Genomic DNA, 16,239 nt, shown 5'->3' with positions numbered 1-16,239 from the left:
AATAAAAAATAATTTTGAGCAAAGTTTATTTTATTTCATTTTCTTTGCGAAAAAACTATTATGAAAAAGAATTGTTTACTAATAGCCTGTTTATTTTGGTTCACTATTATGCAGTCTCAGGTTGGGATTGGTACCACAACTCCTTTTGCTAATTTGCATTTAGTGGGCAATGCTGTGTTTTCTGCTACAACAACTACTTTTAGCGGGTCTACTTCAGCAGCTTATATTCGAGGGAATGATATTTTTTCTACCGCTACAAATCCTGATTATACTTGGTACAACGGTGATCAAACAGGTTTTTTCACCCTTCGGTAGGGATAATTGGTTTTGGTGTAAATGGTTTTGGTGAAGTTATGAGAATTAAAAATAATCGTTTAGGAATTGGTACTACTAATCCTCTTGGTATTTTCGAACTAAGCCTAGATCAAGGTCGTAAACCTGGTACTAATACATGGACAATTGTTTCCGATGAGCGACTAAAAAACATTTAGGGGTCATATAATAAAGGATTAAAAGAATTATTACAATTGAACCCTATTGTTTATCATTACAAAAATGTAGGTAACCGTATTTTTAAAGAACAGGTTTTGAACACACAACAAATTGGGTTTTCTGCACAAGAAGTTCAAAAAATATTCCCTGAAGCAGTTGGCACAGATGAAGATGGTTACTTAAATCTTAATATACATGCTATTCTTATTTCATATCTGAATGCCATTAAAGAGCAACAGGTTCAAATAGTGGATCTTCAAAAAGAATTAGCTGAATTAAAAAAGATAAAAACAGAATATAATTTGTTGAAAGCTGAAGTAGATGCAATTAAAGTATTATTGACTAATTCTACTCATAAATTAGAAAAATAGTTTTTATAATAAAAATAGAATAAAAAAATCCGTCTCATTGGAGACGGATTTTTTATATTTATCACTTTGACTAATATTACATCATGCCTGGCATACCGCCACCCATTTGTCCGCCACCAACAGCGTTTTCTTCTTTTATTTCTACTAAAGCACATTCGGTAGTAAGAATCATTCCTGCAACAGAAGCTGCATTTTCTAATGCTACACGAGTTACTTTTTTCGGGTCGATAATTCCTGCTTTTAGCATATCTACATATTCATCAGTTTTAGCATTGTAACCAAAATCACCTTTTCCTTCAGCTACTTTTGCAACCACTACAGAACCTTCAAGACCTGCATTTTCTACAATGGTTCTTAATGGAGCTTCTACAGCTCGAGATACAATTTGAATTCCTTTAGCTTCGTCAGCATTATCCGCTTTAATGTTTTTTAATACATTTTTAGCTCTCAATAATGCAACACCACCACCAGCAACAATTCCTTCTTCAACTGCTGCACGAGTTGCATGTAAAGCATCGTCAACTCTGTCTTTTTTCTCTTTCATTTCTACTTCAGAAGCAGCACCAACATAAAGAACCGCAACTCCACCAGCTAATTTAGCCAAACGTTCTTGCAATTTTTCTTTGTCATATTCAGAAGTTGAAGCTTCCATTTGACCTTTTATTTGATTAACACGATTTTTAATCATATCAGCCTCTCCAGCGCCACTTACAATTGTTGTGTTATCTTTATCGATAGTCACTCTTTTTGCAGTTCCTAACATTTCGAGAGTAGTATTTTCTAAAGTAAACCCTCTTTCTTCAGAGATTACAGTTCCGCCAGTTAAGATTGCAATATCTTCTAGCATAGCTTTTCTTCTGTCTCCAAAACCTGGTGCTTTTACAGCAGCAATTTTTAAGGCACCACGTAATTTATTTACCACCAATGTAGATAAGGCTTCACCATCTACATCTTCAGCAATAATTAATAATGGTTTTCCAGATTGTGCTACAGGCTCTAAAACTGGCAATAATTCTTTTAAAGAAGAAACTTTTTTGTCGTATAAAAGAATGTAAGGGCTCTCTAATTCTGCTTCCATTTTTTCTGGATTGGTAACAAAATAAGGAGATAAATATCCTCTGTCAAACTGCATTCCTTCCACAACGTCTACATAAGTATCTGTTCCTTTAGCTTCTTCAACCGTGATAACTCCTTCTTTTCCTACTTTTGCAAAAGCATTAGCGATTAATTCTCCAATAACATCATCGTTATTTGCAGAAATAGAAGCAATTTGTTTTATTTTATCGGAATCACTTCCAACTACTTTTGCTTGTTTGGTCAAATCGGCAACAATTGCTTCAACTGCTTTGTCAATTCCTCTTTTCAAGTCCATTGGATTTGCTCCAGCAGCCACATTTTTTAAACCTTCTTTTACAATTGCTTGTGCCAAAACTGTTGCTGTTGTAGTTCCGTCTCCTGCCAAATCATTTGTTTTCGAAGCTACTTCTTTAACCATTTGTGCTCCCATATTTTCTAAAGGATCTTGCAGCTCTATTTCTTTTGCAACGGTAACTCCGTCTTTTGTAACGGTTGGCCCACCGAATGACTTGCCAATAATTACATTACGTCCTTTTGGTCCAAGAGTTACTTTTACTGCGTTTGCTAATGCATCAACACCACGTTTTAATCCGTCACGTGCTTCTATATCAAATTTTATATTTTTTGCCATTTCTAATTTTTGTTAATTTTTGAAAGTTTAATTTTTCAAGTTTTGTAATGTGTATATTTTACTTCCTTTTTAGGATTTAATAATTTATGGAAAGTGGGATTAAATTATCGCAAGAATGTCTTCTTCACGCATAATCAAATAATCTTTTCCTTCAAGTTTTAATTCTGTACCAGCGTATTTGCCATATAAAACAGTATCTCCTACTTTTACAGTAAGTGGTTCGTCCTTTTTACCGTTTCCAACTGCTACAACTGCTCCTTTTTGTGGTTTCTCTTTTGCTGTATCTGGAATAAAAATTCCTGAAGCTGTTTTCGTTTCTGCAGCTACTGGCTCGATAAGAACTCTGTCTGAAAGTGGTTTGATATTTAATGCCATAATAATATATGTTTGTGTTATTTTAATGATGTTATTTTCTTTTCAGAAATTATGCCATATAACTAGAACTGACAATTTTTCTTATAAAAAATGCCAGCATTGACAGGCTGGCATTTTAATTTGTATTTTGTAAAAAACTATTTTTTAGCTTCTTCTGTTGCTGGTTTTGCAGCTTCCGTAGTAGCAGGTGTTTCAGTTGGTTTTGTTTCGGTTTTTGCGGCTGCTGGAGTTGCTTGTGGAGCAGTTGGAATTGCTGGCGCTGTAACGGCGCTATCATCAATTATTTTTGAACCAGTATCGCTGTTTCCTCCATTAAAGCTTAAACTAGACATTAAAATTAATACAATTAATGCAGCTCCAAGATACCAAGTACTTTTATCTAAAAAGTCTGTTGTTTTTTGTACACCACCCATTTGAGTCGATCCACTTATAGAAGAAGATAATCCGCCTCCTTTAGGGTTTTGAACCATAATGACTACGATAAGTAAGAAACAAACTATTGTTATTAAGACTAAAAAAATTGTAAATGTGCTCATTGTTTAACTATTATTATTTTGTTGTAACGTTTTTATATCCGAAATTCGGTCTGCAAAGAAAGTAAATTTTTCTGGATATTTCAAAATTAATATCTCATAAGCTTGAATTGCTTTACTATATTTTTTTTGTTCTAAATAAACCTTAGCTAAAGTTTCGGTCATTAGATAAGAGTTGTCTTCTGTTTTTATAGGAATAACTGGTGTTGAAGCTTCTTTTTTTATAGGCGGAATTTTAGGATTAGCTTCTATAAATTTGTCTATAATATCTAGTTTTGAAGATAAATTATTTTCCACAAGAACACTTTCTTCCCTAGTAATTGGTTTTATTTTAGCTAATTGCAACCATTCTTGAAACGAATGTGTTTCGGAATTATTAAATATAAGAGGTTTTCCTATTTCTAAATTTTCTTCAACGGTTAATTTTTCAATTTCTTTAGGAGTACTTTCTTCTTTAATATCTTGATTGGCTTCGGTTATTGATGAGATTATCGATTTTTCGAGTTTGCTCACTTCTGGTTTTTCTACCGTAATAACATCTATAATTTTACTGTCAATAACTTTTATATCATGAATTTTTGCTTCTTTTTCTTCAAAATAACCTTTTTGAATGCCTTCAAAATTTTCGGAAGTAATTAAATCAAATAGAATAGTCCTATCGGTCGTAAAAGCCGCTGTTTTTTTTAATTCCGAATTATATTTGAAACTACCTTGTTTGTATAAACCTTTTAAATGTAAACTTCTAGCGCTTTGAAAATAAGGAAAATCATGCAGAATTTTTTCCAAAGCAATGATTTGCCTGTCATTGACGGCATTAGGGTTGTTTATTAAATAAGTGTATTCTGTTACGTTCATCTAGTTTATAGGTTATTTATTTAATCGGTTAACCAAATAAATAAATCAATATTTTGTTACCATTTTGCTAATGTAGCGTTAAACATATCTTGAGATATACGTTCGAAAATAATGTCTAACGACTTCTTTAATTGTGCTCCTGTTGGTAAATTATTGCCATCATAATCATCATAAAAAGTAAATCGTTTTTCGAAATCTTCTTCGGGTTTCTTTTTATTTGAAAATCTTAAGTTTACAGTTATAGACAATCTACTTTGGGCTGCAGTTAAATCTGCTGTGGCAGTCATTGGGCTAATTCGGTAATCTACAATCTCGCCTTCGTAAACTAAATCTCCATCAGTTGATGTTAAATTTAAGTTGGTCTGATTTTGAATTAAATCTTGTAAACGACGTGTAAAATCCCTGTCTATGCCTGGTTCTATTAATTCTGAAACATTTTGGAAATAACCTACTTGAAAAGTTTTTGCATCAATTTTTCCAGTTCCAGTAAAGTTATAAACTGAACAGGATTGAAGTAAAAAAAAGGAGGAAATTAAAATTATGTATTTTATTTTATTCATTTTTATTAAAAAATTACTTCGCCAGTTCGCTAACGATCGGGTCAAAGATATTAAAATAATTATCAATTATTTATTATCAACTAAAGATCAAACTGTTTTATTTTTCGGTATAAAGTTCTTTCGGAAATACCTAATTCATCTGCAGCAGCTTTGCGTTTTCCTTTGTTTTTTTCTAATGATTTTTTAATCATTTCAATTTCTCTTTGTTCAAGCTTTAATACCTCTTCCTCTTCGATAGTTTCAGCAAATAAATAATTATCTTCACTTTCTTCAAAGTCATTTTCTTCATTATGGTTATTGAAGGCTGTATTTCTTGGTTCTTCTTCAAACGAAATTTCGCTGTCAGTTTCCTTAGAACCGTATATTTTTTGAATTAAATTGGTGTTAATCTCTTGCACTTTTGCCGAACCATTTTTCATCAATTCTAATGTTAGTTTCTTTAAATCGTGCAAATCACTTTTCATATCGAAAAGGACTTTGTATAAAATATCTCTTTCGGTTGAAAAGTCGCTTTCCGACTTTTTATTCTTAATAACTGAAGGTAAATTGCTTCCTTCTTGCGGTAAATAAGATAATAAAGTGTTACCTGAAATGTCACGATTAGTTTCTAAAACTGAAATTTGTTCGGCCATATTACGTAGTTGACGAATGTTTCCTGACCAACGAAATTTTTGTAAAACGGAAACGGCATTGTCATCTAATCTTAAAGGAGGCATTTTGTATTTATGGGCAAAATCAGCAGCAAATTTTCTGAATAATAAATGAATATCATCCTTTCTGTCTCGTAAAGGTGGTAATAATATGTCTACGGTACTTAATCGGTAATATAAATCTTCACGAAATTTTCCTTTTTCGATAGCATCAAATAAATTAACATTGGTTGCAGCCACAATTCGAACATTGGTTTTTTGTACTTGCGATGAACCTACTTTTATAAACTCGCCATTTTCTAAAACACGAAGCAAACGAACTTGTGTTGTTAGAGGTAATTCACCTACTTCATCTAGGAAAATAGTTCCACCATCAGCTACTTCAAAATAACCTTCACGAGTTCCTGTTGCTCCCGTAAAAGCGCCTTTTTCATGTCCAAAAAGTTCACTATCTATGGTTCCTTCGGGAATAGCACCACAGTTTACAGCAATGTATTTCCCGTGTTTTCTGTGCGAAAGCGAATGAATTATTCTTGGAATATTTTCTTTTCCCACACCACTTTCACCAGCTACCAATACCGAAATATCTGTAGGTGCAACCTGAATAGCTTTTTCTATAGCACGATTCAATTTGGGATCATTTCCTATAATCTCGAATCGCTGTTTTATTGACTGTACTGATTCCATAGTTTTTTCTTTTATCAATAATTACACAAGTTTAAATTGAGTAAATTATTCATTATAGCAACAATCTATTTTAGATTGGTTGTTTCCTCAATTTTGTGTTTTGGAAAATAAGTTCTAACGACATAAAATGTAATAGAAAATCCTACTACAAATGCAATTATTGCCATGATTATGTTTTTTTTAGACATCTTATTTTAAGCTTTTTTTTATATTTAATGAATTAATAAGTTCTTTTAATTCGTTGTATTGATTGTCTTTTAGGTCTTTCTTCAAAATGATTATGGCTTTCTTTTTTGAGATATAAAGCAAAAATGAATTCTTGATTTCCTCTATTTTTATAAAATCGTTCCAGAAATATTTAATTTCAAACGTTTCCCCTTTTTGGCAATAGTTTTCTTTGGAAATAATTTGAAGAATATTCTCTTTTAATTTTGGATTGTTTAGTTGCATTCTAACGCCAATATATAATGCAAATAGTAAGAAAAAAGGGTAGAGGAAAGTGACATATGAGGAAGACAATATTTCAGTTTTATTCGTTTCGGCTATTAGAAACAATATAAAAACGAGTAAAATAAAAAAATAAATAACCCCAAAAAACCATATTACTATTTTATTGGTCAGTATATTAAACGTTGCAATAAAATATTCTTTGATTGGAAATGACTGTTTTATAATTATTGTTTCTTTGTCCATTTTATATTTAAATTAATTCATTCCACTCAAACCAACTGCAATTCCTTTCAAAGTTCCACTTGTGCAACTTTCAATTTTTACATTTACAAAATGACCAATTTTATAATTCTCTTTAGGGAAAACCACCGTAATACTTTGTGAGTTTCTTCCTGAAAATTCTTCTGTCGATTTTTTCGACATTTTTTCAACCAAAACCTCTACTGTTTGACCTATGAATTCTTCACTACGCAACCAAGCGTGTTTTTGTTGCAAATCGACAATTTCTTGCAATCTTCTGGCTTTTGTTTCTTCAGTAACGTCATCTTCCATTTTTCTTCCAGCCAATGTTCCTGGACGTTCTGAATAACTGTACATATAACCAAAATTATACTTTACATATTCCATCAAACTCATAGTGTCTTGATGATCTTCTTCGGTTTCGGTAGGGAAACCAGCAATCATATCTTGCGAAATCGAAGCATTTGGAATAATTGCTCTAATTTTATCAATCAAAATCATATATTCTTCACGCGTATGCAAACGATTCATTTCCTTTAATATACGATTACTGCCGGATTGAACAGGCAAATGAATATGCTTACATATATTAGAGTGTTTAGCAATTACATGCAAAACACTTTCATGCATATCCTGAGGATTGGATGTCGAAAATCGAATTCTCATCTTCGGAAAGCCAACGGCAACCATTTCTAATAATTGATCAAAATCGACAGCAGTTGCTTTTTGCATTTCAGTCGCATTGGTGAAATCTTTTTTCAATCCACCACCATACCAGAGGTAACTATCTACATTCTGTCCTAAAAGCGTAATTTCCTTAAAACCTTTATCCCACAAATCTTGAATTTCAGCCATAATGCTTTGCGGTTCACGGCTACGCTCACGCCCTCGAGTAAAAGGAACTACACAAAACGTACACATATTATCGCAACCACGGGTAATGGAAACTAGTGCCGTAATTCCGTTACTCATTAGTCGAACGGGAGAAATGTCTCCGTAGGTTTCATCTTTGCTTAAAATCACATTTATAGCATCACGACCTTCTTCTACTTCGTTCAATAAATTAGGTAAATCTTTATAAGCATCAGGACCTACAACAAGATCAACAATTTTCTCTTCTTCTAGAAATTTGTCTTTCAAACGCTCCGCCATACAGCCTAAAACTCCCACTTTCATCTTCGGATTAATACGTTTTACTGCATTATATTTTTCCAAACGCTTACGAATAGTTTGCTCTGCTTTATCCCGAATCGAACAAGTGTTTACTAAAACCAAATCGGCTTCTTCCAAAACATTTGTAGTATTATAGCCATTTCCAGAAAGGATAGACGCTACAATTTCCGAGTCCGAAAAATTCATGGCACAACCATAACTTTCTATAAAAAGCTTTTTAGTATTCTCGGGTTTATTTTCTAAAACAAGATTTTCGCCTTGTTTGCTTTCTTCGATAATCTTTTCCATAAGTCAAATTCTTGAGCAAAGATAGTGCAAAACAAAAAATCTGACAAGATGGCAGTTTTTATTTAACATTTTTTTTATTAGGAGCTATTCCCGCCATTCGCTATATCTTTTGCTTTTTAAAGAAAAAAGCAAAAGGATGCCACTACTGTCGGGGCTAAAATATCCAGTCCAAAAAGAAAATTTTTCTAAAAACGAACCCAAAAAGACATTATATAAAAAAAACTTCTACTTTTGCCGAAGAAATAAAAAAGCAATGGCAAAGAATTTAGTAATAGTCGAATCACCTGCAAAGGCAAAAACAATCGAAAAATTTCTTGGAGCAGATTTTCAAGTAGAATCAAGTTATGGCCATATTGCCGACTTGCCTTCTAAAGAAATTGGTGTCGATGTGTTAAATGGTTTTAAACCCAAATATGAAGTTTCTGCCGATAAAAAAGCATTGGTTTCTAAACTAAAGACTTTAGCTAAAAATGCCGATATGGTTTGGTTAGCTTCCGATGAGGATCGCGAGGGAGAAGCAATTTCTTGGCATCTTGCTGAAGAGTTAAAGCTGGATCCTAAAAAAACAAAGCGTATTGTTTTTCATGAAATTACAAAAAACGCCATTCTTAAAGCAATCGAAAATCCACGTGAAATAGATTATAATTTAGTTAATGCACAACAAGCACGTCGTGTTTTAGACAGATTAGTAGGTTACGAATTATCGCCGGTATTGTGGAGAAAAATAAAAGGAGGATTGTCAGCTGGTCGGGTACAATCGGTTTCGGTTCGATTAATAGTAGAAAGAGAAAGAGAAATCATCAATTTTAAACCTGTTGCTACTTATTCTGTTCAAGCCGAATTTGTTAACGAAGCTGGAAAATCATTCAAAGCAAAACTGCCTAAGAATTTTAATACAAAAAAAGAAGCCGAAGATTTTTTAAATAAAAATATAGGTTCTATATATAAGGTAGGGGATTTAGAAACAAAACCTACCAAAAAAACACCTGCAGGGCCATTTACTACTTCGACTCTGCAACAAGAAGCGGCTCGTAAATTGTATTTGCCAGTTGGAATTACCATGCAATTAGCACAACGTTTGTACGAAGCTGGATTAATTACATACATGAGAACGGATAGTGTAAATTTATCTAAAGATGCGATGGAAGCAGCGCAAGCGGAAATCATCAAATCGTACGGAAAAGAATATGCTAAACCCCGAACTTTTGTAAATAAAAGCAAAGGAGCGCAAGAAGCACACGAAGCAATTCGTCCAACCGATATGTCTCGTCACACCGTAAATATAGATCGTGATCAAGCGCGTTTGTATGATTTGATTTGGAAAAGAACATTGGCTTCCCAAATGAGTGATGCGGAGTTGGAAAGAACAAATGTTAAGATTGAAGCTAATAATCATTCAGAAATTTTTACTGCTTCTGGAGAAGTTATCAAATTTGAAGGATTTCTAAAAGTATATTTAGAAGGTCATGATGATGACGAAGAAGAGCAAGAAGGTATGTTGCCTTCGATGAAAGTAAATGAAAAATTAATTAATAATTATATTACAGCTACCGAAAGATATTCTCGTGCTGCAGCAAGATATACCGAAGCTTCTTTGGTAAAAAAACTAGAAGAATTAGGTATTGGTAGACCATCTACTTATGCGCCAACAATTTCTACAATTATAAATAGAAATTATGTTGAAAAAGGGAATTTAGAAGGTCAAGAAAGAAATTACACGCAATTGACACTTCAATCTGGTAAAGTAGGAGAGAAGTTGCTCAAAGAAAATACAGGGTCTGATAAAGGAAAATTAGTTCCTACAGATATTGGAACAATTGTGACCGATTTCTTAGTTAAGAATTTTGATAATATTTTAGATTATAATTTCACTGCCAAAGTTGAACAAGATTTCGACGAAATTGCCGAAGGAAATATTCAATGGGCAAAAATGATGCAAGATTTTTATGATAAATTTCACCCAACGGTGAAAGATGTTGAAGCAAATGCCGATAGAGAATCGGGCGAAAGAATTCTTGGAATAGATCCAAAATCTGGAAAACCAGTTTCTGTTCGTTTGGGTAAATTTGGACCCATGGCTCAAATTGGTGCCGCTGATGACGAAGAAAAAACATTTGCAAGTTTATTGAAAGAGCAAAATATAGGCAATGTAACTTTAGAAGAGGTTTTAAATTTATTTTTACTTCCGAAAAACTTAGGTACATACAAAGGAGAAGAAGTCGAGGTTTCAAACGGACGTTATGGTCCTTTTATTCGTTTCGGAACCACGTTTGTATCATTACCAAAAGGAGAAGAACCTTTAAATGTAGATTTGGCACGTGCGCAAGAATTAATAGATGAAAAATTATTGGCTGATGCGCCAGTGGCAGTTTATAAAGGAGAAGGTGTTCAAAAAGGAACGGGTCGTTTTGGTCCATTCTTAAAATGGAATGGTATTTTTATCAATGTAAGTACAAAATACGATTTTAATAATTTGTCACAACAGGATATTGAAACAATTATTGAAGATAAAATCCAAAAAAATATAGATAAGGTAATTCATAATTGGGAAGCTGAAGGAATTTTGGTTCAAAAAGCACGTTGGGGAAGATCTGAAATTACCAAAGGAAAAATAAAAATCGAATTGAGCAAAGATGTTGATGCTACAAAATTAACATTGGAAGAAGTGCAAGAAATGATTGCTAAGAAAACTCCTGTAAAAAAAGCGCCAGTTAAAAAAGCAGCAACAGCTAAAAAACCTGCAGCAAAGAAAACAGTTGCTAAAAAGAAATAAGATATGGCATTCGATTTTTTACAACCATTAGACGAAAGTTTTTTAGAATTTATTCAAGGATTGTCACCACAAACTTTGGGTAAGAAAGTTGTATTTCATACTAATACTGAATTTCCAAATATTGAAAACGCATCAATTGCAATAATTGGAGTTTTAGAAAATCGAGGATTGGGCGATACAAACGAAATTGTTGATGTATCTCACATAAGAAAGGAATTTTATAGTTTATTTCAGGGTAATTGGCAAAAACAAATCGTCGATTTAGGGAATATTGTGGCTGGGGAATCATTAGACGATACTTATTACGTTCTAAAAACTGCTGTAGCTTATCTTATTAAGAATAAAGTGGTCCCAATTGTTATAGGAGGCTCTCAAGATTTGACTTACGCAATGTATCGAGCTTATGATTTGTTAGAACAAATGGTTAATGTGGTTTCAATAGATAGTACATTTGATTTTTCTAGAGATAATGGTTTGAAATCTGAATCTTATTTAACAAAAATGATTGTCGATGAGCCAAACAATCTATTTAATTATAGTAATATAGGTTTTCAAACTTATTTTAACGCACAAGAGGAAATAGATTTAATAGAGAAATTATATTTTGATGCTTATCGTTTAGGTGAGGTTTGTAGTAATCCATCGATTGCAGAACCTGTTTTTCGTGATGCAGATTTGGTGAGTGTTGATTTATTATCAGTGAAATCTTCAGATTCAGGGAATTTTGCTACATTTGTGCCTAATGGTTTTTCAGGCAAAGAAATTTGCTCTTTATCAAGATATGCTGGAATTAGTGATAAAGTAAGTTCTTTTGGTATTTTTAATCATAAAAATACTAGACAAGAATCAATTTTAATAGCACAAATAATATGGTATTTTGTTGAAGGATTTCATTTCCGATCTAACGAATACCCATTTGGAACAAAAGAGAATTATATTAAATATATAGTAACTCTGGAAGACGAGCTTGTTTTTTACAAGAGCAATATTACAGAGAGATGGTGGATTGAAATTCCTTTCCTGTCATTACAAAACAATAAGTTAAAAAAAACGACGTTATTGCCATGTATGCATGAAGATTATTTAGCTGCTTGTTCAGGAGATGTGCCCGAAAGATGGTGGAAAGCTCAAAGAAAAAATATAATTTAATTTTATAATATTACAAAATAAGCGTAAAACGAACTATTTTTCATTTTTTTAAGGTTTTTTTAATAAAAAAATTGTTTTTTTGAAAATAAATAAATAGGTTTACGCCCTTAAAAGTTATGAATATATACTTAACCCAAATTTATATGAAGAAGTTCATTTTATTAGCAGTACTGGTTTCATTTTTATACAGCTGCGGTTCAGGAGACAAAGGAGAGCTTGTAGGAGTTAAAGGTAAAGCTTGGCATACAGAAAAGCCCTTCGGAATGACATTAGTGCCAGGTGGTGCTTTTATCATGGGGAAATCTGATGATGATTTAGCAAATGTCCAAGATGCTCCAACTAAAACAGTGACTGTTCGTTCGTTTTACATGGATGAAACAGAAATAACAAATAGCGAGTACAGACAGTATGTTTACTGGGTAAGAGACTCAATTGTTAGAACGCGTTTAGCTATTTTAGCAGATGAGTTAGGTGAAAAAAATGATCCTAAATCTAAATCTTCTAAAAAAGGTGGTAGTATTGCGGATTATGCATTTGTTGATGCTGACACGACAAATATGAGCGTATATGATAAGTATATGTATGATAACTATTATAGTGTTGGTTCAGGAGATGATCCGTATGCGGGAAGAAAGTTAAATCATAAGGTTGCTTTGAAATGGCAAACTGGTCAATATCCAGATGATAAATATACAGAGGTTATGGATTCTATGTATATTCCTTCAGAAGAGGCGTATAATGGTCTAAGAACTCTTGATGTAGAAAAATTGAAATTCCGTTACTCATGGATGGATATTCAAGCGGCAGCAAAAGCAAAAAAAGGAAAACGTAAAGAATTTATTCGTAAAGAAGAAGTTAAAATCTATCCAGATACAACAGTTTGGATTAAAGATTTCGCATACTCTTACAATGAGCCAATGCATAATGATTATTTCTGGCACCAAGCTTACAGCGAATATCCTGTAGTAGGGGTTAGTTGGAAACAAGCTAAAGCATTCTGTGCTTGGAGAACTTTATATAAAAATTCATTTGTTAAAAAACAAAGAGGAAGAAATCAAGTAAATACTTTCCGTTTGCCTACAGAAGCAGAATGGGAATATGCGGCTCGTGGAGGTATAGAATCAGGAACTTATCCTTGGGGTGGTCCTTATGCTAGAAATGATAGAGGTTGTTATTTAGCTAACTTCAAGCCATGTCGTGGGGATTATGCGGCAGATCAAGCTTTGTATACTGTTGAAGCTCAGTCTTATGAGCCAAATGATTACAACTTATATAATATGTCTGGAAATGTAGCTGAATGGACGGATTCATCTTATGATCCATCTGCTTATGAATATGTTTCTACAATGAATCCAAATGTAAATGATCTTAAAAACATGCGTAAAGTAACCCGTGGCGGTTCTTGGAAAGATGTTGCGTATTACTTACAAGTAGGTACTCGTGATTTCGAATATGCAGATTCAGCAAGAAGTTATATTGGTTTCCGTACATTGCAAGATTACATGGGAACTGATGCAACAGGAAATGCAGGAAAATAATTAATTAACCAAACTTTATTTTTTATATTTAACTTAACTAAATTTTATTATTATGGCAATTTTAAGCAAAAAAGCGATGAATTTCGCTTACGGTATGGGAGCAGCAGTTGTAATTGTTGGAGCGTTATTCAAAATTACTCACTTCGAATTAGGACCTTTAACAGGAACTTTAATGCTTTCAATCGGATTATTAACAGAAGCATTTATTTTCGCATTATCAGCATTTGAACCTGTTGAGCATGATTTAGATTGGTCATTAGTTTATCCTGAATTAGCTGGAGGTCAGGCTTCTGATAAGAAAAAAGAAGTGAAAGAAGATGCTCAAGGATTGTTATCTCAAAAATTAGATGCAATGTTAAAAGAAGCTAAAATTGACGGAGAATTAATGTCAAGTTTAGGAAATAGTATCAAAAACTTTGAAGGAGCTGCAAAAGCAATTTCTCCAACAGTAGATTCTATATCTTCTCAAAAGAAATATGCTGAAGAAATGACTATGGCAGCTGCTCAAATGGAATCATTAAATAGCTTATATAAAGTTCAATTAGAAAGTGCTACTCGTAATGCTCAAGCAAATAGCGAAATTGCTGATAACGCTTCTAAACTTAAAGAACAAATGCAATCTATGACATCTAATATTGCTTCTTTGAACAATGTTTATGGTGGTATGCTTTCTGCAATGAGTAACAAAGGATAATTAGTTTTTAACTAAATTTATTTACTAACAAAACTAATTTAAAATAAAATGGCAGGAGGAAAATTAACCCCTAGACAGAAGATGATTAACCTGATGTATCTGGTTTTTATCGCAATGTTGGCAATGAATATGTCCAAAGAAGTATTATCAGCTTTTGGATTAATGAATGAAAAATTTGAAGGTGCAAATACTTCTTCTGATGCAATGAATGCGCAAATGCTAACTTCATTGGATACAAAAGCAGCTGAGGCTAAAGGTGAATTCTTAGTTGCTTCACAAACTGCTCATAAAGTAGAAGCTATTACTAAAAAGTTTTATGATTACATAGGAACTCTTAAAGGAACAGTTCTTACAGGTGTTGAAAAAGATAAAGAAACTGGAAAATTGCCTTACGAAGCAATGGATAAAGGTGATAATATCGACAACGCTTGGTTTACAGGTGAAGGATATTCTCCTAAAGGAAAAGAAATTGTTGCTACTATCGAAAAGTATAAAGCTGATATGAAAGCAGCTTGTTCAGATAAAAAATATTCAAATATTATATCTGAAATTACTAATAAATTTGATTTAGCTGACGTTTCTAATAAAGAAGGTATTAAAATTAAATACCTTGAATATCATTTTGATAAATTCCCTGCAGTTGCTTCATTAGCAAAATTATCTGCTTGGCAAAGTGATGTTAAAAAAGCAGAATCTGACATTTATAGTGCTGCTTTAGGAAAAGCGGCAGTTGCTGCAGCTTCTTATAGCAACTATAAAGCAATTGTAGTTTTAGAAAAAAGTGCTTATTTTCAAGGTGAAGCTGTAAAAGGTAAAGTAGTTTTAGGTCGTTATGACGAAAATACTAAACCAGATGGTGTTACTGGTGCAATTTTAGATAAGGCAACAGGACAAGCAATGATTAATCAAACTGCAGGTGCTGTTGGTGAACAAAAATTAGGTGGTAAATTTACTTTTACTGAAGACGGTAAAAAGATAGAACTTCCTTTCGATGGTACTTATGTAGTAGTACCTCGTCCTAACTCAGCTACTATCTCTGCAGACAAAATGAATGTGGTTTATCGTGGTGTTCCTAACCCAATGTCAATCTCATTTGCTGGTGTTGGTGATAACAATGTAAACGCTTCTGCTCCTGGAATGTCTAAAACAGGTAACGGTAAATATGTTTTAAAAGCTGGTACTGGAACTTCAGTAATGATTAATGTTTCAGCTAAATTACCTGATGGTAAAGTAGTTTCTGATAAAAAAGAATTCCGTATCAAAGGGTTACCTGCTCCTACTGGAAAAATTCGTGGTGAGGTTGCTGCAAAAAGACAAAAAGGAAACTTAGGGTCTTGTACAATATCTGCTGTTATGGAAGATTTCGATTTCCCAGTAACTGTAAACGTAACACAATTTAATATTAAAGTACCTGGACAACCTACAATAGTAGTTTCTGGAAATAAAATGGATGCTAGAGCAAGATCTGCAATTGATAGAGCAACTAGAGGAGATGTGGTTGTTATTTCTGAAATTAAAGCTAGCTTCTCAGGTATAGACCAAGTTGCAAAAAGAGTTTCAACTTGTACATACGAAGTACAATAATAGTTTAAGAATTTCGTTTTAGTTCTATAAACTTTACAATTATAAAATTATGAATTGGAGAAATTTATTATTAGTTATTATTTTTATTGCAGGAAGTTCAACTTCTTTTGCACAGTCTA

General features: G+C 32.9%; 16 protein-coding genes and 1 pseudogene. 8 read left to right on the top strand and 9 right to left on the bottom strand.

All coding sequences use genetic code 11. The features are described 5' to 3' along the window. Positions 1 to 60: 60 nt before the first annotated feature. The 3 genes and pseudogenes from ACKVOV_RS06150 to ACKVOV_RS06140 all read left to right on the top strand — a co-directional run. The gene (locus ACKVOV_RS06150) at positions 61 to 315 is read left to right on the top strand and encodes a hypothetical protein (protein WP_409205883.1); all 255 of its coding nucleotides are present in this window, start codon (positions 61 to 63) and stop codon (positions 313 to 315) included. A 38-nt stretch (positions 316 to 353) separates the two neighbouring features. Then, positions 354 to 491, top strand: a complete 138-nt coding sequence (locus tag ACKVOV_RS06145; RefSeq protein WP_409205882.1) for a hypothetical protein — start codon at positions 354 to 356, stop codon at positions 489 to 491. A gap of 24 nt (positions 492 to 515) precedes the next feature. Further along, a pseudogene (locus ACKVOV_RS06140) lies at positions 516 to 863 on the top strand (tail fiber domain-containing protein); the annotation flags it as partial. 76 nt (positions 864 to 939) lie between these two features. Here the strand turns inward: ACKVOV_RS06140 and groL are convergent. From groL to miaB, 9 genes are all read right to left on the bottom strand, one after another. Further along, on the bottom strand, positions 940 to 2,571 hold the full coding sequence (groL, locus tag ACKVOV_RS06135; protein WP_409205881.1) for a chaperonin GroEL: 1,632 nt from the start codon (positions 2,569 to 2,571) through the stop codon (positions 940 to 942). Positions 2,572 to 2,670: 99 nt separating this feature from the next. After that, positions 2,671 to 2,946, bottom strand: coding sequence for a co-chaperone GroES (gene groES / locus ACKVOV_RS06130; protein ID WP_409205880.1), 276 nt, complete (start codon positions 2,944 to 2,946; stop codon positions 2,671 to 2,673). Positions 2,947 to 3,083: 137 nt separating this feature from the next. Next, the gene (gene secG / locus ACKVOV_RS06125) at positions 3,084 to 3,482 is read right to left on the bottom strand and encodes a preprotein translocase subunit SecG (RefSeq protein ID WP_409205879.1); all 399 of its coding nucleotides are present in this window, start codon (positions 3,480 to 3,482) and stop codon (positions 3,084 to 3,086) included. A gap of 3 nt (positions 3,483 to 3,485) precedes the next feature. Then, positions 3,486 to 4,334 (bottom strand): tetratricopeptide repeat protein, encoded by an 849-nt coding sequence (locus ACKVOV_RS06120; RefSeq protein WP_409205878.1) that lies wholly within the window; start codon positions 4,332 to 4,334, stop codon positions 3,486 to 3,488. Positions 4,335 to 4,390: 56 nt separating this feature from the next. Next, positions 4,391 to 4,894, bottom strand: coding sequence for an LptE family protein (locus ACKVOV_RS06115; protein ID WP_409205877.1), 504 nt, complete (start codon positions 4,892 to 4,894; stop codon positions 4,391 to 4,393). 80 nt (positions 4,895 to 4,974) lie between these two features. Then, positions 4,975 to 6,231, bottom strand: coding sequence for a sigma 54-interacting transcriptional regulator (locus tag ACKVOV_RS06110; RefSeq protein ID WP_409205876.1), 1,257 nt, complete (start codon positions 6,229 to 6,231; stop codon positions 4,975 to 4,977). 65 nt (positions 6,232 to 6,296) lie between these two features. Further along, entirely contained in the window at positions 6,297 to 6,419 is a 123-nt protein-coding gene (locus ACKVOV_RS06105; protein WP_409205875.1) for a hypothetical protein, read from the bottom strand. Position 6,420: 1 nt separating this feature from the next. Continuing rightward, a complete protein-coding gene (locus tag ACKVOV_RS06100) occupies positions 6,421 to 6,924 on the bottom strand; it encodes a YcxB family protein (protein WP_409205874.1) in 504 nt (167 codons plus the stop codon). A gap of 12 nt (positions 6,925 to 6,936) precedes the next feature. Continuing rightward, positions 6,937 to 8,382, bottom strand: coding sequence for a tRNA (N6-isopentenyl adenosine(37)-C2)-methylthiotransferase MiaB (gene miaB / locus ACKVOV_RS06095; RefSeq protein WP_409205873.1), 1,446 nt, complete (start codon positions 8,380 to 8,382; stop codon positions 6,937 to 6,939). A gap of 253 nt (positions 8,383 to 8,635) precedes the next feature. Here miaB and topA point away from each other — a divergent pair, with 253 nt between their 5' ends. The 5 genes from topA (at position 8,636) to gldM (ending at position 16,120) form a co-directional block, all read left to right on the top strand. Further along, entirely contained in the window at positions 8,636 to 11,155 is a 2,520-nt protein-coding gene (topA, locus tag ACKVOV_RS06090; protein WP_409205872.1) for a type I DNA topoisomerase, read from the top strand. A gap of 3 nt (positions 11,156 to 11,158) precedes the next feature. After that, positions 11,159 to 12,304 carry a formimidoylglutamase gene (locus ACKVOV_RS06085; RefSeq protein ID WP_409205871.1) on the top strand — a complete coding sequence of 382 codons (1,146 nt, stop codon included), beginning with the start codon at positions 11,159 to 11,161 and terminating at the stop codon, positions 12,302 to 12,304. Between the two features lie 143 nt (positions 12,305 to 12,447). Then, entirely contained in the window at positions 12,448 to 13,842 is a 1,395-nt protein-coding gene (gldK, locus tag ACKVOV_RS06080) for a gliding motility lipoprotein GldK (protein ID WP_409205870.1), read from the top strand. A 52-nt stretch (positions 13,843 to 13,894) separates the two neighbouring features. Next, positions 13,895 to 14,536 carry a gliding motility protein GldL gene (gene gldL / locus ACKVOV_RS06075; RefSeq protein ID WP_409205869.1) on the top strand — a complete coding sequence of 214 codons (642 nt, stop codon included), beginning with the start codon at positions 13,895 to 13,897 and terminating at the stop codon, positions 14,534 to 14,536. Positions 14,537 to 14,584: 48 nt separating this feature from the next. Next, a complete protein-coding gene (gldM, locus tag ACKVOV_RS06070) occupies positions 14,585 to 16,120 on the top strand; it encodes a gliding motility protein GldM (RefSeq protein ID WP_409205868.1) in 1,536 nt (511 codons plus the stop codon). The last annotated feature ends 119 nt before the right edge of the window (positions 16,121 to 16,239 follow it).

Source organism: Flavobacterium sp. (assembly GCF_046153165.1).
GTDB lineage: Bacteria > Bacteroidota > Bacteroidia > Flavobacteriales > Flavobacteriaceae > Flavobacterium.
Note: the sequence above shows the minus strand (reverse complement) of the source record. Positions and strands in the feature narration are given on the sequence as shown.